Source organism: Kitasatospora sp. NPDC088134 (genome assembly GCF_044741705.1).
GTDB lineage: Bacteria > Actinomycetota > Actinomycetes > Streptomycetales > Streptomycetaceae > Kitasatospora.
Map to the genome: position 1 here is coordinate 35,517 of NZ_JBIUTD010000036.1, position 18,736 is coordinate 54,252.

At 73.9% G+C, this 18,736-nt stretch carries 20 protein-coding genes; 7 read left to right on the forward strand and 13 right to left on the reverse strand.

The features are described from left to right. Nucleotides 1-45: 45 nt before the first annotated feature. From ACIOHG_RS34620 to ACIOHG_RS34635, 4 genes are all read right to left on the reverse strand, one after another. Nucleotides 46-960 (reverse strand): carbohydrate ABC transporter permease, encoded by a 915-nt coding sequence (locus ACIOHG_RS34620; RefSeq protein ID WP_400956751.1) that lies wholly within the window; start codon nt 958-960, stop codon nt 46-48. Further along, complete coding sequence (locus tag ACIOHG_RS34625; protein WP_400956754.1) at nt 957-1,868, reverse strand: carbohydrate ABC transporter permease; 912 nt, start codon at nt 1,866-1,868, stop codon at nt 957-959. Before ACIOHG_RS34625 ends, ACIOHG_RS34620 begins: the two co-directional genes overlap by 4 nt. Before the next feature lie 299 nt (nt 1,869-2,167). Beyond that, complete coding sequence (locus tag ACIOHG_RS34630) at nt 2,168-2,797, reverse strand: response regulator (protein WP_400956756.1); 630 nt, start codon at nt 2,795-2,797, stop codon at nt 2,168-2,170. A gap of 66 nt (nt 2,798-2,863) precedes the next feature. Continuing rightward, nucleotides 2,864-4,102 carry a sensor histidine kinase gene (locus ACIOHG_RS34635; RefSeq protein ID WP_400956759.1) on the reverse strand — a complete coding sequence of 413 codons (1,239 nt, stop codon included), beginning with the start codon at nt 4,100-4,102 and terminating at the stop codon, nt 2,864-2,866. A 327-nt stretch (nt 4,103-4,429) separates the two neighbouring features. On the opposite strand from ACIOHG_RS34635, the gene ACIOHG_RS34640 reads away from it, so the two are divergent. Beyond that, nucleotides 4,430-4,984: a heme-binding protein gene (locus ACIOHG_RS34640; protein WP_400956761.1), complete on the forward strand. Its 555-nt coding sequence runs from the start codon at nt 4,430-4,432 to the stop codon at nt 4,982-4,984. A 193-nt stretch (nt 4,985-5,177) separates the two neighbouring features. On the opposite strand, the gene ACIOHG_RS34645 is transcribed toward ACIOHG_RS34640, so the two are convergent. Then, a complete protein-coding gene (locus ACIOHG_RS34645; RefSeq protein WP_400956764.1) occupies nt 5,178-5,621 on the reverse strand; it encodes a hypothetical protein in 444 nt (147 codons plus the stop codon). Between the two features lie 199 nt (nt 5,622-5,820). On the opposite strand from ACIOHG_RS34645, the gene ACIOHG_RS34650 reads away from it, so the two are divergent. Continuing rightward, nucleotides 5,821-7,602 (forward strand): SpoIIE family protein phosphatase, encoded by a 1,782-nt coding sequence (locus ACIOHG_RS34650; RefSeq protein ID WP_400956767.1) that lies wholly within the window; start codon nt 5,821-5,823, stop codon nt 7,600-7,602. A 130-nt stretch (nt 7,603-7,732) separates the two neighbouring features. On the opposite strand, the gene ACIOHG_RS34655 is transcribed toward ACIOHG_RS34650, so the two are convergent. From ACIOHG_RS34655 to ACIOHG_RS34665, 3 genes are all read right to left on the reverse strand, one after another. After that, nucleotides 7,733-8,767: a serine hydrolase domain-containing protein gene (locus tag ACIOHG_RS34655; protein WP_400956770.1), complete on the reverse strand. Its 1,035-nt coding sequence runs from the start codon at nt 8,765-8,767 to the stop codon at nt 7,733-7,735. Nucleotides 8,768-8,954: 187 nt separating this feature from the next. Then, entirely contained in the window at nt 8,955-9,353 is a 399-nt protein-coding gene (locus ACIOHG_RS34660) for an ACT domain-containing protein (RefSeq protein WP_400956772.1), read from the reverse strand. A 71-nt stretch (nt 9,354-9,424) separates the two neighbouring features. Continuing rightward, complete coding sequence (locus tag ACIOHG_RS34665) at nt 9,425-10,645, reverse strand: winged helix DNA-binding domain-containing protein (protein ID WP_400956774.1); 1,221 nt, start codon at nt 10,643-10,645, stop codon at nt 9,425-9,427. Between the two features lie 487 nt (nt 10,646-11,132). On the opposite strand from ACIOHG_RS34665, the gene ACIOHG_RS34670 reads away from it, so the two are divergent. After that, nucleotides 11,133-11,816 carry a PadR family transcriptional regulator gene (locus ACIOHG_RS34670; RefSeq protein WP_400956777.1) on the forward strand — a complete coding sequence of 228 codons (684 nt, stop codon included), beginning with the start codon at nt 11,133-11,135 and terminating at the stop codon, nt 11,814-11,816. A gap of 55 nt (nt 11,817-11,871) precedes the next feature. Here the strand turns inward: ACIOHG_RS34670 and ACIOHG_RS34675 are convergent, their stop codons facing one another. Beyond that, nucleotides 11,872-12,159 (reverse strand): hypothetical protein, encoded by a 288-nt coding sequence (locus ACIOHG_RS34675; RefSeq protein WP_400956780.1) that lies wholly within the window; start codon nt 12,157-12,159, stop codon nt 11,872-11,874. A gap of 501 nt (nt 12,160-12,660) precedes the next feature. Here ACIOHG_RS34675 and ACIOHG_RS34680 point away from each other — a divergent pair. Then, on the forward strand, nt 12,661-13,359 hold the full coding sequence (locus ACIOHG_RS34680) for a bifunctional DNA primase/polymerase (protein ID WP_400956782.1): 699 nt from the start codon (nt 12,661-12,663) through the stop codon (nt 13,357-13,359). 167 nt (nt 13,360-13,526) lie between these two features. Here the strand turns inward: ACIOHG_RS34680 and map are convergent, their stop codons facing one another. After that, nucleotides 13,527-14,372 (reverse strand): type I methionyl aminopeptidase, encoded by an 846-nt coding sequence (gene map / locus ACIOHG_RS34685; protein WP_400956785.1) that lies wholly within the window; start codon nt 14,370-14,372, stop codon nt 13,527-13,529. A gap of 134 nt (nt 14,373-14,506) precedes the next feature. Here map and ACIOHG_RS34690 point away from each other — a divergent pair, with 134 nt between their 5' ends. Beyond that, on the forward strand, nt 14,507-14,725 hold the full coding sequence (locus ACIOHG_RS34690) for a hypothetical protein (RefSeq protein ID WP_400956819.1): 219 nt from the start codon (nt 14,507-14,509) through the stop codon (nt 14,723-14,725). Nucleotides 14,726-14,744: 19 nt separating this feature from the next. Here the strand turns inward: ACIOHG_RS34690 and ACIOHG_RS34695 are convergent, their stop codons facing one another. Next, a complete protein-coding gene (locus ACIOHG_RS34695; RefSeq protein ID WP_400956787.1) occupies nt 14,745-16,085 on the reverse strand; it encodes an MFS transporter in 1,341 nt (446 codons plus the stop codon). A gap of 130 nt (nt 16,086-16,215) precedes the next feature. Continuing rightward, nucleotides 16,216-16,794, reverse strand: a complete 579-nt coding sequence (locus ACIOHG_RS34700) for a hypothetical protein (RefSeq protein ID WP_400956789.1) — start codon at nt 16,792-16,794, stop codon at nt 16,216-16,218. A gap of 47 nt (nt 16,795-16,841) precedes the next feature. Between ACIOHG_RS34700 and npdG the strand changes: the two genes are divergently transcribed. Both npdG and ACIOHG_RS34710 read left to right on the forward strand, forming a co-directional pair. Continuing rightward, nucleotides 16,842-17,543, forward strand: coding sequence for an NADPH-dependent F420 reductase (npdG, locus tag ACIOHG_RS34705; RefSeq protein WP_400956792.1), 702 nt, complete (start codon nt 16,842-16,844; stop codon nt 17,541-17,543). Nucleotides 17,544-17,663: 120 nt separating this feature from the next. Then, nucleotides 17,664-17,861 carry a hypothetical protein gene (locus tag ACIOHG_RS34710; protein ID WP_400956794.1) on the forward strand — a complete coding sequence of 66 codons (198 nt, stop codon included), beginning with the start codon at nt 17,664-17,666 and terminating at the stop codon, nt 17,859-17,861. 17 nt (nt 17,862-17,878) lie between these two features. On the opposite strand, the gene ACIOHG_RS34715 is transcribed toward ACIOHG_RS34710, so the two are convergent. Continuing rightward, entirely contained in the window at nt 17,879-18,688 is an 810-nt protein-coding gene (locus ACIOHG_RS34715; RefSeq protein WP_400956795.1) for a site-2 protease family protein, read from the reverse strand. Between the last annotated feature and the right edge of the window lie 48 nt (nt 18,689-18,736).

Consider the following 18,736-nt stretch of genomic DNA (forward strand, 5'->3'; position numbering starts at 1 on the left):
TGACGGTGCGTCAGCTGTTGACGGTGCGTCAGCGGGGGAGGGGCGTCAGCGGATCGCCCCGGCGGTCAGGCCGCGGACGATGAAGCGCTGGCCGAAGATCACCAGCAGCAGGGTGGGCAGCAGCGAGAGCACCACGCCGGCCAGGATCAGCCCCGGGTCGGCCATCTCGGAGTCCCGCAGCGAGGACAGGCCGATCTGCAGGGTCTGCATCTCCGCGGTACGGGTGATGATCAGCGGCCAGAAGTACTGGTTCCAGGCGGACAGGAACACGTAGACGGCGAGCGCCGCCAGCACCGGCTTGTTCAGCGGCACCAGGATGCGCCACAGGAAGCGCCAGTGCCCGGCCCCGTCGATCCGGGCGGCGTCCCGCAGTTCGGCCGGGAACTGGCGGAAGGACTGGCGCAGCAGGAAGGTGCCGAAGCCGGAGGCCAGGAACGGGAGCACCAGCCCGAAGTAGGTGTTCCCGAGCCCCCAGTCGGACAGCGTCAGGTAGTTGGGGATGACCACGGACTCCCACGGGACCATCAGGGTCGCCAGGAACAGCCCGAACACCACCGAGCGGCCGCGCATCGGCAGGAAGACGAAGGCGTACGCGGCGAGCACCGAGGTGAACAGCTGGGCCGCGGTGATGACGGCCGCCACCAGCAGCGAATTGGCGTACTGGCGGACCAGCGGGACGGCGTGCACGGCGCCGGAGAAGTTCCGCCCGGTGACGGAGTGCGGCACCAGCGCGGGCGGGTAGGTGGCGATCTCGTCCGGGCGCATGAAGGCGCCGGCGAAGACGTAGTAGACCGGGAACGCGACCGTCAGCACGGCGGCGATCAGCAGCAGGTACACGGCGGCGCGGCCCAGGCGGGCCCGCAGCGGGCCGGCCGGCCGGGCGGTGCGGGCGGGCCGGGGCGCGGCCGGGGCTCCGGCGGGCCGGCCGGCGGGGGCCCCGGTGTCGGTGAGGGTGGTCATGCGTAGTGCACCTTCCGTTCCAGGGCTCCGAACTGGACGGCGGTGCAGGCCAGGACCACGACCAGCAGCACCACGGCCTGGGCGCTGGCGGTGCCGAAGTCGCTGGAGCCGTAGGCGAAGGCCTTCTGGTAGACGGAGTAGACCAGGGTGCGGGTGGCGCCGTCCGGGCCGCCCCTGGTGAGGATGTGGATCTGGCCGAAGCTCTGCAGGGCGTTGACCGTGGAGACGACGACCAGGAAGAACAGGCTGGGGCCGAGCATCGGCACGGTGATCGAGCGGGCCAGTCGGAGCCCCGAGGCGCCGTCCAGCCGGGCGGCCTCGGTGATCTCGTCCGGGATGGAGCCGACGCCCGCCGAGAGCACCAGCACGTTGTAGCCGAGGTTCATCCAGATCGTGGACGCGGAGACCGAGAGCAGTGCGTACCCGGAGTCGGTGAGCCAGCCGACCGGGCCCAGGCCGAGGGTGGAGAGCAGCCCGTTGAGGACCCCGCTGGCGGGGTTGTAGAAGACGGAGAAGACCACGGAGGCGCTGGCCACCGAGAAGGCGAACGGCAGTGCGAAGGCCGAGCGCAGCAGCCGGACCCCGCGGATCCTGTTCTCCAGCAGCAGCACCAGGAGCAGTGCCCCGAGCACCCCGGGAACGACGGTGAGCAGCACGAACAGGGCCGTGGTCAGCAGGGTGTCGCGGAATTCGGCGGAGGCGAGGAGGTCGGTGTAGTGCTTCGTCCCGACGTAGGTCGAAGGTGCGCCGAAGAGGTCGTTGGCGTGCGCGCTCAAGTAGAGGGTGCGGCCCAGGGGATAGGCGATGAAGAGGGCGAAGACCACCACCGAGGGGAGCAGGAACGCCCAGGCCAGTCCGTGCTCGCCGAGGCGGCGGGGTGGCGTGGGGGGTCTTGGCGCGGTCGGCATCGGTGGCGTCCGCCTTTCGTGACGTCGGGTTCGCGCCAAACCGTGTCGCGCCCGAACGACAGGTCGGCAAGGTCTGGGTGAGCGGAAGGTGTCGCGTTTCTTACGCGTTCGCGTCAGATCCGGCGGGCCCCGTGTGGCTACCCCTCTTCCGCCACTTCTGCACCTCCCGGTACCAAGAGGTTCGTCGGCTCTGCCGGTTGGCCGGATCGTGCGTCTCCGCCCCTTCCCCGTCACGCTGTTCAGTTCTCAATGTTCAGTTCTCAAGGTGCGGTCGGCGGACCCCGAGGTCCGCGCGCGGTTCAGCGCAGCAGGCGGCGCTCCTTGGCGATGGCCACCGCGCCGGACCGGGTGTCCACGCCGAGCTTGGCGTAGATCCGGCCGAGGTGGGTCTTCACCGTCGCCTCGCTGATGAACAGCGCCCGGGCGATCTCCTTGTTGCCGAGGCCCTGGCCCAGCTGGTCGAGGATGTCCTGTTCGCGGTCGGTGAGTTGGGGGAGCGGGGAGCGCATCTGGGCCATCACCCGGGAGGCGATCGGCGGGGAGAGGGCCGGGCGGCCGGCGGCCGCGGAGCGGATGGCCGCGAACAGCTCCTCCGGTTTCTCGGCCTTCAGCAGGTAGCCGGTCGCGCCCGCGTTGATCGCGCGGGTGATGTCGGTGTCGGTGTCGAAGGTGGTCAGCACCAGGACGTGGCTGTCGCCCGGCCCGGCGAGGATGCGGCGGGTGGCCTCCACCCCGTCGATCCCGCTGCCGAGCTGAAGGTCCATCAGCACCACGTCGGGTCGGAGCGAGGCGGCCATCGAGACCGCCTCCTCGCCGGTGCTGACCTCGCCGATCACCTCGATCGCCGGGTCGCTGGACAGCAGCGCCAACAGCCCGGCCCGGACCATGGCGTGGTCGTCGCAGACGATCAGCCGGACCGTGTCGTTCATGTGCCCTCGTTTCCGTGCGTGCGTGTCGTTCGTCGGCGACGCTACCGGCCCGGGCCGGACGCCCCGTCAGCGGTCGGCGAGCGGGATGGCCGCCGAGACCACGGTGCCCTCACCGGGCGCCGATTCGATGGTGAGCGTGCCGCCGAGCTGCCGCAGCCGGGCCCGCATGGCCGGGAGCCCGTGCCCCCGGTCGGCGCCCGCGCCCCCGGCCGGCTCGTGCCGCCAGCGGCCGCCGCCGGCCCGGAAGCCGCCCTCGGCGGCCTGGCCACCCCGCCCCGCCCGGGACGGGGTGAAGCCGCGGCCGTCGTCCGCGACATCCAGGACGGCCTGGTCGCCGAGGTAGGACAGCGTGATCGAGGCGTTGGCGGCCCGCGCGTGCTCCCTGATGTTCGCCAGCGCGCCCTGCGCGATCCGCAGCAGGGCGGACTGTGCGGCGGCCGGCATCGGTATCGGCGGCCCGTCCAGGTGGAACCGGACGGTCAGGCCGCTCTCCGCGGCCTCCCGGTCGGCGAGCGCTTCCAACGCGGCCTCCAGGGTGCCCTGTTCGGCCAGATCGGCCGGGGCTAGGTCGTGGACGAAGCGCCTGGCCTCCGCGAGGTTCCGGGCGGCGATGGCCGCGGCCGTCCGGACGTGGCCGCGGGCGGCCTCCGGGTCGTGCTCCCAGGTGCGGTCGGCGGCCTGCAGCAGCATCTGCTGGCTCGACAGGCCCTGGGCCAGCGTGTCGTGGATCTCGATGGACAGCCGCTCCCGCTCGGCGAGCGCGCCCTGGCGGCGCTCCACCGCGGCCAGCTCGCGCCGGGTGCGGATCAGGTCGATGATCAGCTTCCGCTGCCGGGCGCCCTGCCGCTGCATGTAGAGGAACACTGCGGTGGCCAGCGCCGCGACCGCCGGCGGCAGCAGCGGCAGCGTCGGGTCGAAGTCGCCGGGCAGCCGCAGCTCGGAGACCATCACCAGCAGCGTCAGCGCCGTCACCAGCGGGATCGCCGCGCGCGGCGGCAGCGACCGGAGCACCGTGTACACCAGCGGGATCGCGCACCAGGCGAAGCTCGGCGCCATCAGCACCAGCACCGCCCAGCAGGCCAGCACCGCGAGCAGCCAGGGCGTCCGCCGCTCGGACAGCCCCGACAGGTGGCCGATCGCCAGCGCGACGCTCAGCCCGATCACCCACGGTGTCAGCGCGCTGTGGAAGTGGTGCGTCAGGTAGCGCGCCAGCGAGGTGCCCAGCAGCAGCAGGAAGGCCAGTCGCAGGACGACCGTCAGCCAGCCCACGTCCGGATCGGCGGCCCGGGACAGGGGTGGACGCATGGTGACTACCTCCTTCGTTCGCGTGCGGTCGGCACCGGCGGGACCGCCCGGGACCGGCCCCGCGCTGACGCGAAGTCACTTTCGATCACGGCGGCTCACGCTGAGTGATGCCTGCTCCAGTGATAGTGGCCCGGTATTCGGGCCCGCACATCCACCGATCGGCTGACACGGGTGTCGTCCATCATGCCGCGCGGAGCGAGCCGGTTCGCCGATCCGGGCGAGGGGGTCGAGGGCGAAACATGGATGTCGAGGCCGGAACACCGCAGGAGTCCGGCGCCGAACCGCGGCAATCGACACCGCCACACCGCCACACCACAGGAGCCGAAGATGAAGAAGCTCAGCACTCGTACCCGCATCGCCACCGCAGCCGTCGCCGTCGCCGCGGTCGGAACGGGCGTCGTCGGCGCGGTCTCCGCCAACGCCGAGACCCCGCAGGCCGCCCCCGCCGCCGTCAAGTCCGACGTGCAGAACAAGAACACCTTCGAGAGCCAGCACCTCACCGTCGACGCCGCCACCCGCGCCGCCCAGGCCAGCCTGGACGCCGCCGCCAAGGCCGGCCAGAAGGTCTCCGTCGCCGTCGTCGACCGCAACGGCAACGTCATCGTCGAGTTGCGCGGCGACGGCGCCGGCCCGCAGTCCTTCGAATCCGCGGAGCGCAAGGCCTACACCGCCGTCTCCTGGAACGCCCCCACCTCCGAGCTGGCCAAGCGCCTCGCCCAGGCCCCCAACCTGAAGGACATCCCCGGCACGCTGTTCCTCGGCGGCGGCGCCCCGGTCCAGCTCAAGGGCGCCCCGATCGCCGCCGTCGGCGTGGCCGGTGCCCCCAGCGCCGACCTCGACGAGCAGTTCGCCCAGGCCGGCGTCGCCGCCCTGGACAAGTGACACCACCCCGCCCCCGGAGCCGAGGCGCCGCCACCCGGCGCCGACGCACCACCCGCACGGCCCGCGGGCCCGCCCCTCGCCGGGGCGGCCCCGCGGGCCGGGTCGGCCTCCCCCGGCCCGAAGACCGGAGCAGCAGCACACACGCAGATGGCAGATGGAGGAAGGAGAACCGGAACGCGGTCCGCCGGGCGGGTCAGTCCTCCCGGTAGACGCACAGCGCCCAGATCACGAAGACGTCCAGCGCGATGATCACCAGGGACCACAGCGGATAGTACGGCAGCGAGAGGAAGCTGCCGATCAGGCTGAGCGAGGCCAGGAAGATACCGGCGACCCGGGCCCAGGCAGCCCCCTTGACCAGGAAGAAACCGGTCACCGCGACCAGGGCCCCGACGACGAGATGAATCCAGCCCCAGGAGGTGAGGTCGAACTTGAAGACGTACCGCGGCGTGGTGACGAACACCTCGTCCTCCGCGATGGCCATGATCCCGTGGAACACCTCCAGGATGCCGTCCACCAGCATCACCACACCGGCGAACAGCACCATCCCGGAGACCCACGGCTTGTTCCCCGGAGGTCGGGACGCGGCGGTTCGGGAACCGGCGGGCGGGGTCGCGGTCGGGCCGACAGACGTACTCATGGAACCTCCCAGGCCGAAGCTGGTCCTGTGCCGACCCTCGGCCACCGCCCGGCCCGCGGCATCCGGGCGACTCCGAGCGGGTGAACTTCGCGGCCGCCGGCATACCCCGCCGGGTGCCCCGCCACCGGATCGCCCGAACGGCGGACGCTGTGTTTACTGGTCACAGAGTCCGGCCGGGTGGCGAGGAGGTGCGGCAGCCATGGCCGACAGCCCCACCGACAACCTCTGGCACGAGCTGCCGCAGCCCCTCCGCCAGGTGCTCGACGGCACTCCGGCCGGGGTCGCCGTCCTCGACACCGAACTGCGCTACCGCTACGTCAACCCCGCGCTGGCCGCGATGAACGGCGTCCCCGCCGAGCTCCACCTCGGCCGCACCATCGCCCAGCTCCTCCCCGACATCGACGCCCGGGAGGACGTACTGCGCGCCGTGCTCGCCGACGGCCGCCCCCGCGAGGTCACCTCCAGCGGCCGCACCCGCGCGGTCGCCCCGACGCACCGCCGGTACTGGCACGGCGCCTACCACCGGCTGGAGTCCGGCGGACGGACGGTCGGCCTGGTCGGCATGGTGCTGGAGGTCACCGCCTCCCGCCGGCAGCAGCTCGAACTCGAACAGGCCCGGGCCCGGCTCGCCCTGCTCGACACCGCCGCCACCCGGATCGGCACCACCCTCGACGTCGACACCACCTGCGGCGAACTCGCCGCCTTCCTGGTCGAGCACCTGGCCGACGCCGCCGTCGTCGAACTGCTCCCGGAGCCGGACAGCCGACACGCCCGCCCGCGGGCCGACGGCGCCCGCCGGCTGCGCCGCGCCGCGCTGGCCGCCGCCCCCGAGCTCGCCGACCGGCTCCGCCGGCTCGGCGACCGCGGCGACTACGTCGACCACCGGCCGGGCTCCGTCGTCCCGCGTTGCCTGGCCGACGGCCTCCCGGTCATCGAGACCCCGCTGACCGACGAGGGGCCGGGCCGCTCCGCCCCCGACAGCGCCCGAACCGCGCTCTTCCGGGAGACCGGCGTCCACTCCGGGCTGACCGTCCCGCTCACCGCGCGCGGCCAGCGGATCGGCACCGTCACACTGCTCCGGGCCGGGGCCTCGCCCGGCTTCGACCCGGACGACGCGGTCGCCGCCCAGGACCTCGCCCACCGCGCCGCCATCACGCTCGACAACGCCCGCCGCTACAGCCGCGAGCACGACGTCGCGGTCGACCTCCAGCGCGCCATGCTGGCCCAGCCCGGCCGACCGCACCCCGACATCGAGGTCGCCTTCCGCTACCGCCCGGCCGGCACCGGTGCCCTGATCGGCGGCGACTGGTACGAGACGGTGGCCCTGCCCGACGGACGCACCGTGTTCGCCATCGGCGACGTGATGGGCCACGGCATCGAGGCCGCCGCCCACATGAGCCACTACCAGGCGATGCTCCGGGCGACGGCCCTGCTGGAGCCGACCGCCGACCGGCTGCTGGCCCGGATGGACGCCCTGGCCTGCGAGGTGCACGACTACCGCCCGTCCACCTGCCTCGCCGTCTACGCCGAGCCCGCCCGCGGCCGGTTCGGCTTCGCCAGCGCCGGCCACCTGCCGCCCGTGGTGGTCCGGCCGGACGGCCGGATCTCCCTGCTGCCGGTCGAGCCCGGCCCCCCGCTCGGCACCGGCCTCCGCGGCTACGCCCCCAGCACGGTGGTGCTGCCGCCCGGCCGCACCCTGTTGCTGTACACCGACGGCCTGGTCGAACGCCGCGACGAGGACATCGACCGCTCACTGGCCCGCCTCACCGCCCTCCGCCTGCCCGCCCGGGCCGACCCCGCCCGACTGCTCGACGCGGTGCTCGCCGACGCCCCCTCCCCGGCGGAGGACGACATCGCCCTGCTCGCCGCCACCCCGATACGCCCCGAGCCCGGCCCGGGTGGCCCGGGTGGCCCGAGGCGGCTCCGCAGCCGGGAGGTACTCACGCTCCTGCCGGGCGGCCGCTGGTCCCCGGCGGGCTGACCCGCCGTCATTGGATCGGCCCACCGGTCCCGTTGGAACGCCCGAGATACCTGAGATGCCCAGGACGTTCAAGTCTCCCGGGGCGCTCATGACAGCAGCAGCGGCAGTGGGTGCCCGGGCTCCGGAGTTGTCAGGACATCAGGGTCCGCAGGGCGAGTGCGCGCAGTGGAGCCAGCCGGGTGCGGTCCCAGCCGTGGTAGACGGCTTTGGTGCAGAGCACCGCGTAGCGGCGGGTGCGCGGGGCCAGGTAGAGGCTGGTGCCGGTGAAACCGTGGTGGTAGGCGACGGAGCCGTCGGCGGTGACGATCCAGGCCAGGCCGCGCAGCAGGCCGGGTTCGACGGGGGTGAGCGGGCGGCGGCTCTCGGCGAACCAGTCGGGCAGCGGGCCGGGCGGGGTGAGCAGGTGTTCGGCGAAGGCGGCGAGGTCGGCGGCGGTGGAGAACACCCCGGCGTGCCCGGCGACTCCGCCGAGCAGGGCCGCGCTCGGGTCGTGCGGGATGCCCCAGGTGCGGGGCGCGCCGAGCAGGCGCTGCTCGGTCGGGGCGGTCTGCGGGTCGCGCGGCAGCGGGCCGTAGCCGGTGGCGGTCAGGCCGAGGTCGGCCCAGAGGTCGGCGGCGAGTTCGTGCAGCGGGCGGCCCAGCAGGGTCGGCAGCAGCAGGCCGAGCAGGATGAAACCGCGGTCGATGTAGCGGTGCTGCGCGCCCGGGGTCCCGGTCAGCGGTTCGGCGCACAGGTGCTCGATCAACGGGTGGCCGGTGTGTTGGTAGCGGGCCAGGCCGGTCTGCGGGAGCAGGCCCGAGGTGTGGTTCAGCAACTGGCGGGCGGTCAGGTCGCCTCCGGGCGCGGGGAGTCCGGGGTGCGCGGCGCGCAGCGGGGCGTCCAGGTCGAGTCGGCCGGCGCGGACGGCGGCACCGACCAGCGGCCAGGTGGCGAGGACCTTGGTGAGCGAGGCCATGTCGTAGCGGGTGTCGGCGTTCGGTCGGTCGGGGCCGCACTCGGGGGCGACGGTGCCGCAGGCGACGGTCACCCGGCAGCCGCCGGCCTGACCGACCGTCAGGACGCCGCCCGGGAACTGCCCGGTGTCCACCAGCTCGACGAGCGGTTCCTTCAGGGCGGCGACGGCGGTGGCGGTCCACTCGTCGGGAACGCGCGTACTGAACGGCACGGTGTCCCTCTCCTCCGGGGCGTCGGGGCCTTGCGCGGGAGGGCCCGGCACTTCGGTGGCGGCCGGCCCGTTCGCATTGTCGCCCGCCGCCGCCGGAGGGACCAGGGGCACTTCGGGCAGCCGGAGGGTGGCCCGACGGCGGCGACGCGGTGGCGGAGCGGTGGCGCAGGGCGGAGCCGACGGGCCGTCAGGCGGATTCGGCGGCCAGGGCCCGGAGGGCGGCGAGGGCGCGGTCGGCGTCGTGCACGGGGACGAACAGGTGGTCGTGGTGGAAGCCGGCCACCACGTTGCAGCTGACGCCGCGGTCGGCGAGGGCGGTGGCGACGGCGGCGGTGAGGCCGACGGCGTCGAGGGCGGAGTGGACCCGGAGGGTGATCCAGGCGGCGACGAAGGAGTAGGGGAGGCCGAGTGCGTCGGCCTCCTCCTGGGCGACCACGAAGGTGACGCCCTCGGGTTCGGCGACCGTGACGACCGGCCGCAGACCGGTGGGCACCTTGCCGGGGAGGGTGCAGTACACGTACCGGCCCGGGGTGCGGACGGGGTGCATGCCGCTGAGCAGCTTCTGGAGGTCGCGTTCGCCTGACATGACGTCACGCTAGTGGCTCGCGCGGGCGTTCGGGGGGAGCGACCCGGCCCCGGCCGGGGGCGTGCGGGGGCTCAGTCCAGGACGACCTCCGCCCCGTCCGCGCCGGGGGCGGCGAAGGCGAGCAGCCGTTCCGCCTCCGCGCGGACCTCGCGGGCGTCGGCGGCGGAGAGCGGGCGGAAGGGGGTGATCCGCAGGGTGCCGCCCTTCAGGGACCAGCTGCCGTGGACGAAGCCGTCCACGAGGAAGGTGGGGTGCACCATCGCCCGGCCCGGCATCACCAGGCGGCGGTCCGGGTCGGCCAGCACCCGGGTGCGGTCGGCGTGCCCGAGCAGCAGGTTGTCGAAGGCGGGCAGGAAGCGGACGGGCAGCGGCAGGTCGGCGGGGGCGATCACGGCCTCGGGCAGGTCGAAGAGCTCGGTGCCGTGCTCGTCGCGGAAGACCCGCAGCCGGGAGCGCATCGCGTCGAGCACGCCCCGCAGCCGGGTCAGCCCGGACCAGGTCTGCAGGTCCTTGACGCCCGCCGGCCCGAACGCGGCCAGGTAGCGGAGCACCAGCGGCTCGATCCCGGAAGCGCCGGAGCCACCGGAGCCACCGGAGCCGTCGGAGCCGTCGGAACTACCGGAACTACCGGAGTCGTCGGAACTGCCAGGGCCCGCAGGCCGGTCGGCAGGGGGCGGGGCCAACGGGGCCGACGGGGTCGCCGGGGTCGCCGGGCCGAGCAGGTGTTCGGCGGGGGTGACGGAGACGTTCGAGCGGGTACCCCAGGTGCCCCAGGCGGCGGTCGCGTGGTCGTGCACCATCGGGATGCGGAGCTCCACCGCCCCGGCCAGCACCCGTCCGTCGTGTCCGGGGAAGCGCTCGGCCAGCGCCCGGGCCAGCTCGCGGCGGCGGACGGTCCGACCGGTCGTCAGCTCCCGTCCGGCGGCGAGCAGTTCGGCGAGGTTCAGGTCGCCGGTGGTGGCGGTGAAGCGGGCGGCCCGGGAGGTCCGGTCCAGCACGGGCTGGATCAGGCGGCGCAACTGGTGGAAGTCGGAGCCGGAGGCCAGGTGCTGGGTGCAGCGCAGGATCGTGGAGCGCACCACCCGGCCGTCGCGGAGCAGTTCGGCGAGGTCGTCGGTGCGGAAGCCGGCCACCCTGGTCCACAGCCCGAGGTAGGGCCAGTTGGGTTCCTGCGCCTGCAGTGCGACCAGGTGCTCGACCACGTCGAGGACCGGCCGGGAGGTGCGGTCGACGAGGAACTGGCGCTGCAGCAGGGTGCGGTTCAGGGCGCGGGTGGAGAGCACGTCGATCATGCGGGGCTGACTCCTCAGGGGCGACTACGTCCCAGGCTAGGGCCGATAGCGGCCACTTCCTGTCCGCAATGTGCCGCACCCGGACGCCGCGCCCCACGGCCCGGCCTGCCCACGCCGGGTGGCCCGTCTCGGCGAAGGCGAGTCGTGTCCCACCGCAGGAGGGCCGGCATCGGTTCGTCTCGACGGACTTGGAACAAGCAGCTGTTCGTCTCACTGAGGGTGGGCCGTGCGTGAGCGCGAGGACGGACCGCCTGCCGGCCGACGGAGACAGCCCTGCTTGTGATCAACCTTCGCCGAGACGGACGTGTGTTCTTTCAACTTCGGCGAGACATGTCCGCCTTCACTGAGACACCTCAGCGGCGCCTGTATCGGAAGGGATTGCCATCCGATAGTTAGCGATATATCGTCGAGTTATCGAGATGCTTCGGCGATCGGGGTGTCCGACAGTCACGAGCAACCATGAGCAAGGAAAGACAGGTGTGTCGTCATGCGGTACGACAAGCGTTTTGGTGGCGAGGGCCGGCGTCGCTGGGCCGAGGGCCCGGGGCGACCGGGACGGCCGGGGGTGCCCGGTGAGGGGGCCGACGAGTTCGAGGGGCGGCCCGCGTTCGGGCCGTTCGGGGGGCCGGGGCGGCCGATGCCGCCGTTCGGTCCGCCGTTCGGGCCGCGCGGCCGCGGGTTCGGCGGGCACGGGGCGCGCGGGCACGGCGGCGGTGGCCGGCGCGGCGGGCGGGCCCGGCGCGGTGACGTGCGGGCCTCGCTGCTCGCGCTGCTGCGGGAACGGCCGATGCACGGCTACGAGATGATCACCGAGATCGGCGAGCGGACCGGCGGCGTCTGGCGTCCCAGCCCGGGCTCGGTCTACCCGACGCTCCAACTGCTGGAGGAGGAGGGGCTGATCAAGGCCAACGAGGAGTCCGGCAAGAAACTGTTCGAGCTGACCGAGCAGGGGCGCGCCGAGGCAGAGCAGGGCGCCGAGTCCCCGTGGGACGAGGCCGGCCGGCGGGACGACTGGGAGGCCGTGCAGGAGGTCGGCGCCGCGCTCGCGGCGGTGGACCACGCGGTGCGGCAGGTCATGATGACCGGCACCGAGGAGCAGCGGGCCAAGGGCCTCGCGGTGCTGGCCGAGGCGAAGAAGAAGCTGTACCTGATCCTGGCCGAGGAGGCCTGAGCCCCCACCGGGCCGGGCCGGGGCGACCCCCCGTCGGGTCGGGGCGGAACCCCCGTCAGGCCGACCGGCGGCCGAACGGGACGCGGAACGGGAGCCGGGAGAGCGGGGAGTCCGGGACGGGGGAGGGCGCGGCCGGGTCGTCGTACTCGTAGCGCCAGCGGAACCGGCCCTTCGCGTCGTACTCCTTGGCCCGCCGGTAGACCAGGGTGGCGGCCGGGTTGTCCCCGTGCGCGGGGACGGGCACCCGGTAGACCTTGGGGACGCTGTGCGTCATGCCCAGCAGCACGGGCAGGACCCGGCCGTCCAGCGGGCCCCCGATGAACTCGGTGTCGGCGCTCTTCACCCCACCAGGGTAGGCGGGGCCGCAGGCGTTCCGGTCCGGCGGGTGCGACTGCTCGGCGCGTGCGGTCGTCCGGCGGGCGCCACCGTTCAGCGGCTGTGGCCGCCCGGCAACGGCGGTGTGGAGCCGCTGTGACGGGACGCGGCGGGAGGTGCGGAGCGGGTGTGACGGGGGAGGCATCGCCCGCGGTCATCCGGAGCCTCCCGGGAGCCTTATCCTGCTACGTACGCCCCCGGGGTTCACCCGGGTCCGCGGGCCCGTACGGGTCGGGTGGGGTGCGCCGAGGTGCGCCCGCCCGCCGGGCGCGACTCTCGTGCTCCGTACCCGACCCCGGACGTCGGCCGCCCGGAGAACCCGGCGCCGGTCGACGGCAAGACGCCTCCGCGCGTGGTGCACCTGTTCGGGAAGCAGCGGGCGGTTCGGTGCGTTGGCGTCCGATGTTGCGTCGGTGGCCGTGCCGTACCCGGCAGGCCGGTTCGGGCAGGTGCGTGCGGAAGGGGCCAGATGGAAACCAGCAGCAGGTGGACGTCCTGGTGGCGGCGGGGCGGGCGGGACGAGGGTCCCGACACCGGAGGGGACGCGGCCGCGAGGCTGGACCTGCTGCTGGGGGCGGTCCGGGCGGGGTTCCCGGTGGCGCCGGCGGCGCACCCGGCCGGGCACCGGTGCTCCTGCGACCGGGTCGGCTGTCCGGCCCCGGCCCAGCACCCGGTCTCCTTCGCCTGGCAGTCCCAGGCCACCACCGACGCCGAGCAGTTGACGCGCTGGCTGTCCCGGGACCCGGAGGCGAACTTCGTCACCGCGACCGGCCGCGCCCACGACGTGCTGGACGTCCCGACCGAGGCCGGCGAGCTCGCGCTGCGGCGGCTGGACGCGCTGGGCGTGGGCGGCCCGGTCGCCGCGGTCGGCGAGGACCGGTACCTCTTCTTCACCGCCACCCGCGGCACCCCGCAGGACGAGGACGAGTGGTGGACCAGCGCGCTGGACTCCACCCCCGACACCGTCTCCGAGCACCCCGGCCTGCGCTGGCACTGCCGCGGCTCGTACACCCTGGTCCCGCCGGCCGCGCTGCCGGACGGCTCCCGGGTGCGCTGGCTGCGCGGCCCCGAGCAGCCGCTGCCGGACCCGCTGCGGGTGCTGGACGTGCTGACCGACGCCTGCACCGAGGTCGGCGCGGTCGCCGAGGAGCAGTGGCTGATCGGCTGAGCCGCCCACGCCCGCCGCGCCGTGCAGGAACGAGCCGTGCAGGAACGAGCCGTGCAGGAACGATCGGCCGACGGCCCGTCACCCCACCGGAGAGCACTGGAGGGTGACGGGCCGTCGGCCGATCGTCGGGGGCCGCCGGTCCGCGCGGGCCGGCGGCGGGTCGGGGGTCAGGGCAGGGTGAGGATCTCGGCCCCGTCCGCGGTGACCACCAGGGTGTGCTCGAACTGGGCGGTGCGCTTGCGGTCCTTGGTGACCACCGTCCAGCCGTCCGGCCAGATCTCGTAGTCGTAGGTGCCCAGGGTGAGCATCGGCTCGATGGTGAAGGTCATGCCCGGCTTGATCACCTGGGTGGCCCGCTCGCTGTCGTAGTGCGGCACGATCAGCCCGGAGTGGAACGAGGTGTTGATGCCGTGGCCGGTGAAGTCGCGGACCACCCCGTAGTCGAACCGCTTGGCGTAGGACTCGATCACCCGGCCGATCACGTTGATCTGCCGCCCCGGCCGGACCGCCTTGATCGCCCGGTTCAGCGCCTCCTCGGTGCGCTCCACCAGCAGCCGGGACTCCTCGTCCACCTCGCCGCACAGGTAGGTGGCGTTCAGGTCGCCGTGCACGCCGTGGATGAAGGCGGTGGCGTCGATGTTGACGATGTCGCCGTCCCGCAGCACCGTCGAGTCCGGGATGCCGTGGCAGATCACCTCGTTGATCGAGGTGCAGATCGACTTCGGGAAGCCCCGGTAGCCCAGGTCGGACGGGTAGGCCCCGTGGTCGCACATGTACGCGTGCGCGACGGCGTCCAACTCGTCGGTGGTGACGCCCGGCGCGATCAGCTTCGCCGCCTCCGCCATCGCCCGGGCCGCGATCCGGCCGGCGATCCGCATCTTCTCGATCGTCTCGGCGTCCTGCACCTCGGGGCCGGTGTACGGGGTCGGCGCGGGCTTGCCGACGTACTCCGGACGCGCGATGTGCGCGGGGACCTTGCGGGTGGGGGACTGCGTGCCGGGTACCAGAGCCATGACGGCGAGTCTATCCGCCGCCTCCGGCCGCCCCGGGCCGCGTGTACGGCCGGGGCGGCGGGAAAGGATCAGCGATGATCGGCACAGACCGCCGCGGCCCGGGCCGCGGGCCCACCAGGACGGGAGACCAGACGATGGCGTTCGGCCGCAAGCCCACCGGGCAGCCGGGGGAGTGGTTCTACTGCATCAAGCACGGCAAGGTCGAGGAGGGGCCGGAGTGCCCGGCCAAGGACCGGCTCGGCCCGTACGCCACCCGGGAGGAGGCCGCGCACGCCCTGGAGACCGCCGCCGAGCGCAACCAGGAGTGGCGCGAGGACCCGCGCTGGAACGACGACGAGCCCAAGGAGTCCTAGTGCCGCAACCGTTGCAGTACTAGGCAGGCACCCCGGCGGCCCCGGCTCCCGCCTCGGCGGCCGCAGCGGCTTCGGCGGCCGCCCGGCGCTCGTGCTGCTCGCGGACGGCCAGCGCGTTCGGGTCGGTGCGGGAGTCCCAGGCCAGCAGGCGCGGGATCGCGGCCGTCAGGGCCAGCACGCCCAGCACGCAGAGCGCGCCGCCGGCCCAGACCGAGCCCCGGGTGCCGAGCGGCTTGGCCATCGCGCCGGCCCGGACCTGCCCGAGCTGCGGGCCCACCGAGTACGACAGCAGCTCCACCCCGGCGAGCCGGCCGCGCAGCTCGTCGGGGATGGACTGGTTCCAGATCGTCGACCGGGCCACCCCGCTGATCTGGTCGGCGCCGCCCGCCAGCGCCAGGAACAGCAGCACCAGCCAGACGTTCCCGAACAGCCCGGCCAGCGTCATCGCCACGCCCCAGCCGAGCGCCGCGAACAGCAGCATCCGGCCGTGCCGGTGCACCCGGGACGTCCAGCCGCCGGTGGCGGCGACCAGCAGCGCGCCGAGCGCCGTCGCCGCGTACAGCAGGCCGAGAGCCCACTCCGCGTGCAGCTCCGCCGCGAGGAACGGGAAGAGTGCCACCGGGTAGGCGAACAGCATCGCCACCACGTCGATCGCGTAGGTGCCCAGCAGGTCCTTGCGGCTCCAGGCGTAGCCCAGGCCCTGGCCGATGCTGCGCAGCGAGGGTGCGGCGGCGCCCCCGCTCGGCGGCACCGGGCGCATACGGGCGATCAGCGCCAGCGAGACCAGGAAGGTCAGCAGGTCCACCGCGTAGGCGAAACCGGCGCCCGCCACCACGACCACCACGCCCGCGATCGGCGGGCCGGCCACCGAGGCGACGTTCCGGTACAGCGAGTTGAGGGCGAACGCGGCGGGCAGCTGGTCGTGCGCGACCACCCGCGGGGTCATCGAGTCCAGCGCCGGGCGCTGCAGGCCGTCCAGCGCGGCGACCAGCGCCGCGACCAGGTAGATCGGCCACAGCAGTGGGTGCGGCAGCAGCGAGTTGGCCAGCATCAGCGCCGTCAGCAGGGCCAGCCCGGCCTCGCTGAGCAGCACCAGGCGGCGGCGGTCCAGCGCGTCCGCCAGCGCGCCGCCCCAGAGGCCGAACGCCACCAGCGGCACCAGCTCGAACGCGCCGATCAGGCCGACCGCGAGGGTGGAGCCCGTCAGCTCCTTGATCTGGATCGGCAGCGCCACGAACGTCAGGAAACTGCCGAAGCCGGTCACGCAGCCGGACAGCCAGAGCAGGCGGAAGTCCCGGGAGGCACGCCAGGGCGTGAGATCCGGCAGGAGTCGGCGGACGAAATGGGCGGTACCTGTCACATGGCGAGATGGTGCGCCACGGACCGCCCCCGGGGCAACGGGTTTTCCCGCAGGTCGGCGGGACGGCCCCCGGGGCGACCACCAAGGCCGCGGCCCCGGCGGTTGCCCCGGTCGCGGCCCCGGCCGGCGGTCACCAGCGCAGCACCGGCGAGGCGGTGAGCCGCTCGGCCAGCTTCGCCAGCCGGGAGCGCGGCGACGCCGTCGTGGTGGCCGAGCTGACCAGGTGCTGGACCAGCTCGAAGGGCTCCGGCTCCGGCGCGGGCACCGTCAGCCGCTCGTGCGCCAGGCCGGACAGCTCCGGGTCGCCGTCGTCCAGGGCGAGCAGCACCGCACCGGCCCGGCGGGCGTCGTCCAGCCGCTCCAGCAGCGGCGCGTCGGCGGGCGAGGGGGCGACCAGCAGCACCGTCGCGCCCGCGCGCGCCTCCGCGAGCCGGGGCAGCCCGCAGGCCAGGTGCTTCGGCGCGCCCGGCGGCACGGTGTGCCGCAGCAGCGTCGGCGCCAGGCCGGGCAGGCCGCCGTACGCGGCCTCGTCGCTCAGGTGCGCCGCCAGGTGCCAGGGCTCGTACTGCGGGGTGCCGACCAGCAGCAGGCCGGTGGCGCTGCGCCTGGTCACCGAGCCGCGCAGCGCCCCGGCGAACTCGCCGGCGCGCTCGGGCCAGCCGGTGCCGGCCAGCGACTGCCGGAGTGCGGAAACTCTCACCGCGTCCATGCGCGACAGCATGCTGCCCCGGCGGCCCGTTTGGCAGGATCTCAGCCATGACGCAACCCGATTCAGTGAACGCGACGGCCGGACCCGGCCGGAACCTGCCCGACGTCTCCCACCTGGTGGTGGGCGTCCTCGGGGGCACCGGCGACCAGGGCCGCGGCCTGGCGTACCGGTTCGCCCGGGCCGGGCAGCAGGTGGTGATCGGCTCCCGCAGCGCCGAGCGCGCCGCGGCGGTCGCCGCCGAACTGGGCCCCGGGGTCCGGGGCACCGACAACGCGGCCTGCGCCGCCGACAGCGACGTGGTGATCGTCGCCGTGCCGTGGGAAGGCCACGCCGAGACGCTGACCGCGCTGCGCGCCGAGCTCGCCGGGAAGATCGTCGTCGACTGCGTCAACCCGCTGGGCTTCGACAAGCAGGGCGCCTACCCGCTGCCGGTCCCCGAGGGCTCGGCCGCCCAGCAGGCCGCCGCGCTGCTGCCCGACTCCACCGTCACCGCGGCCTTCCACCACCTGTCGGCGGTGCTGCTGCAGGACGAGTCGGTGGCGACCATCGACACCGACGTGATGGTGCTCGGCGAGGACCGGGCCGCCACCGAGACGGTGCAGGCGCTGGCCTCGGTGATCCCCGGCATACGCGGCATCTTCGCCGGCCGGCTGCGCAACGCCCACCAGGTGGAGGCGCTGGTGGCCAACCTGATCTCGGTCAACCGCCGCTACAAGGCCCACGCGGGCCTGCGGATCACCGACGTCTGAGCCGCGCCCCGGCCCGGACGGTCCCCGGGTCGACGGCCGATCCGGACACCCCCGGCGGGGGAGGGGTGTTCGGTCGGCGAGAATGGCGGGGCACACCGTCCGTCCCGAGGAGCCCCCGCCATGCCCCGCAACGCCCTGTACGCCGTGATCGTCCTCGTCCTGGCGGTGGTCGCCGCGGTGGTCTCCTTCGCCGAGGGCAACTGGCTCGGCGTGGTGTGGATCCTGATGGCCGGCGTGGCCAGCAACATCGCCTGGTACCACCTGCGCAAGCAGCGGGCCGAGCAGCGCGCCCGGGCCGCCGCCGCCGAACAGGGCTGAACAGGGTTGAGCCGGGCTCAGTCCCAGAAGCGGAACAGCGAGTAGCCGATCTGCATGCTGTCCCGGGGGATGTCGAACAGGTCGAAGATCTGCATCGTCAGGTCGTACAGCCACTGGCCGACCTGGCTCTGCCAGACCAGCGCGAACAGCAGCAGCATGCCGTACGGCGCGAACGGGGCGATCGCCCGCCGGGCCTTGTACGACAGCCAGGGCTCGACGATGCCGTAGCCGTCCAGGCCGGGCACCGGCAGCAGGTTCAGGATCGCGGCGGTCACCTGCAGGTAGGCGAGGAAGGCGGCGGCCGCCGCCAGCGGGGAGGCCGAATCGACCCGGCCCTCGAAGCCGACCGCCAGGTCCTGGTTGTCGAACCAGCCGCCGCCGACCAGCACCAGCAGCACCACCGCGAACACCACGTTCACCAGTGGCCCGGCCGCCGAGATCAGGCTGTGCTTGAGGCGGCCGGAGATCCGGTCCCGCTCGATGTAGACCGCGCCGCCGGGCAGGCCGATGCCGCCCATGATCACGAAGATCACCGGCAGCACGAAGCTCAGCAGCACGTGCCCGTACTTGAGCGGGTTCAGGGTCAGGTAGCCCTTGGAGCCGATCGTGATGTCGCCGCCCGCCAGCGCGGTGCGGGCGTGCGCGAACTCGTGCAGGCAGAGCGAGACCATCCAGCCCGCGACCACGAACAGGAAGACGCCGACCCGGTCGTTGCCCCAGCCGGAGCCCAGGGCGAAGCCGGCGGCGACGAAGGCGGCGGCCAGCACCAGGAAGATCGGGCTGACCCGGTTCTCCGCGCTGCGCCGGTCGGTGGTGGCGAAGGTCATGGGGCTGGGGCTCCGGGAAGGTGGGAGGGGCGGGGCAGGCGTCGATCA

Excerpts from the sequence above, each read along its gene's own strand:
- ACIOHG_RS34620 (WP_400956751.1), bottom strand. The coding sequence starts at position 960 with ATGACCACCCTCACCGACACCGGGGCCCCCGCCGGCCGGCCCGCCGGA.
- ACIOHG_RS34625 (WP_400956754.1), bottom strand. The coding sequence starts at position 1,868 with ATGCCGACCGCGCCAAGACCCCCCACGCCACCCCGCCGCCTCGGCGAG.
- ACIOHG_RS34630 (WP_400956756.1), bottom strand. The coding sequence starts at position 2,797 with ATGAACGACACGGTCCGGCTGATCGTCTGCGACGACCACGCCATGGTC.
- ACIOHG_RS34635 (WP_400956759.1), bottom strand. The coding sequence starts at position 4,102 with ATGCGTCCACCCCTGTCCCGGGCCGCCGATCCGGACGTGGGCTGGCTG.
- ACIOHG_RS34640 (WP_400956761.1), top strand. The coding sequence starts at position 4,430 with ATGAAGAAGCTCAGCACTCGTACCCGCATCGCCACCGCAGCCGTCGCC.
- ACIOHG_RS34645 (WP_400956764.1), bottom strand. The coding sequence starts at position 5,621 with ATGAGTACGTCTGTCGGCCCGACCGCGACCCCGCCCGCCGGTTCCCGA.
- ACIOHG_RS34650 (WP_400956767.1), top strand. The coding sequence starts at position 5,821 with ATGGCCGACAGCCCCACCGACAACCTCTGGCACGAGCTGCCGCAGCCC.
- ACIOHG_RS34660 (WP_400956772.1), bottom strand. The coding sequence starts at position 9,353 with ATGTCAGGCGAACGCGACCTCCAGAAGCTGCTCAGCGGCATGCACCCC.
- ACIOHG_RS34665 (WP_400956774.1), bottom strand. The coding sequence starts at position 10,645 with ATGATCGACGTGCTCTCCACCCGCGCCCTGAACCGCACCCTGCTGCAG.
- ACIOHG_RS34670 (WP_400956777.1), top strand. The coding sequence starts at position 11,133 with ATGCGGTACGACAAGCGTTTTGGTGGCGAGGGCCGGCGTCGCTGGGCC.
- ACIOHG_RS34680 (WP_400956782.1), top strand. The coding sequence starts at position 12,661 with ATGGAAACCAGCAGCAGGTGGACGTCCTGGTGGCGGCGGGGCGGGCGG.
- map (WP_400956785.1), bottom strand. The coding sequence starts at position 14,372 with ATGGCTCTGGTACCCGGCACGCAGTCCCCCACCCGCAAGGTCCCCGCG.
- ACIOHG_RS34690 (WP_400956819.1), top strand. The coding sequence starts at position 14,507 with ATGGCGTTCGGCCGCAAGCCCACCGGGCAGCCGGGGGAGTGGTTCTAC.
- ACIOHG_RS34700 (WP_400956789.1), bottom strand. The coding sequence starts at position 16,794 with ATGGACGCGGTGAGAGTTTCCGCACTCCGGCAGTCGCTGGCCGGCACC.
- npdG (WP_400956792.1), top strand. The coding sequence starts at position 16,842 with ATGACGCAACCCGATTCAGTGAACGCGACGGCCGGACCCGGCCGGAAC.
- ACIOHG_RS34710 (WP_400956794.1), top strand. The coding sequence starts at position 17,664 with ATGCCCCGCAACGCCCTGTACGCCGTGATCGTCCTCGTCCTGGCGGTG.
- ACIOHG_RS34715 (WP_400956795.1), bottom strand. The coding sequence starts at position 18,688 with ATGACCTTCGCCACCACCGACCGGCGCAGCGCGGAGAACCGGGTCAGC.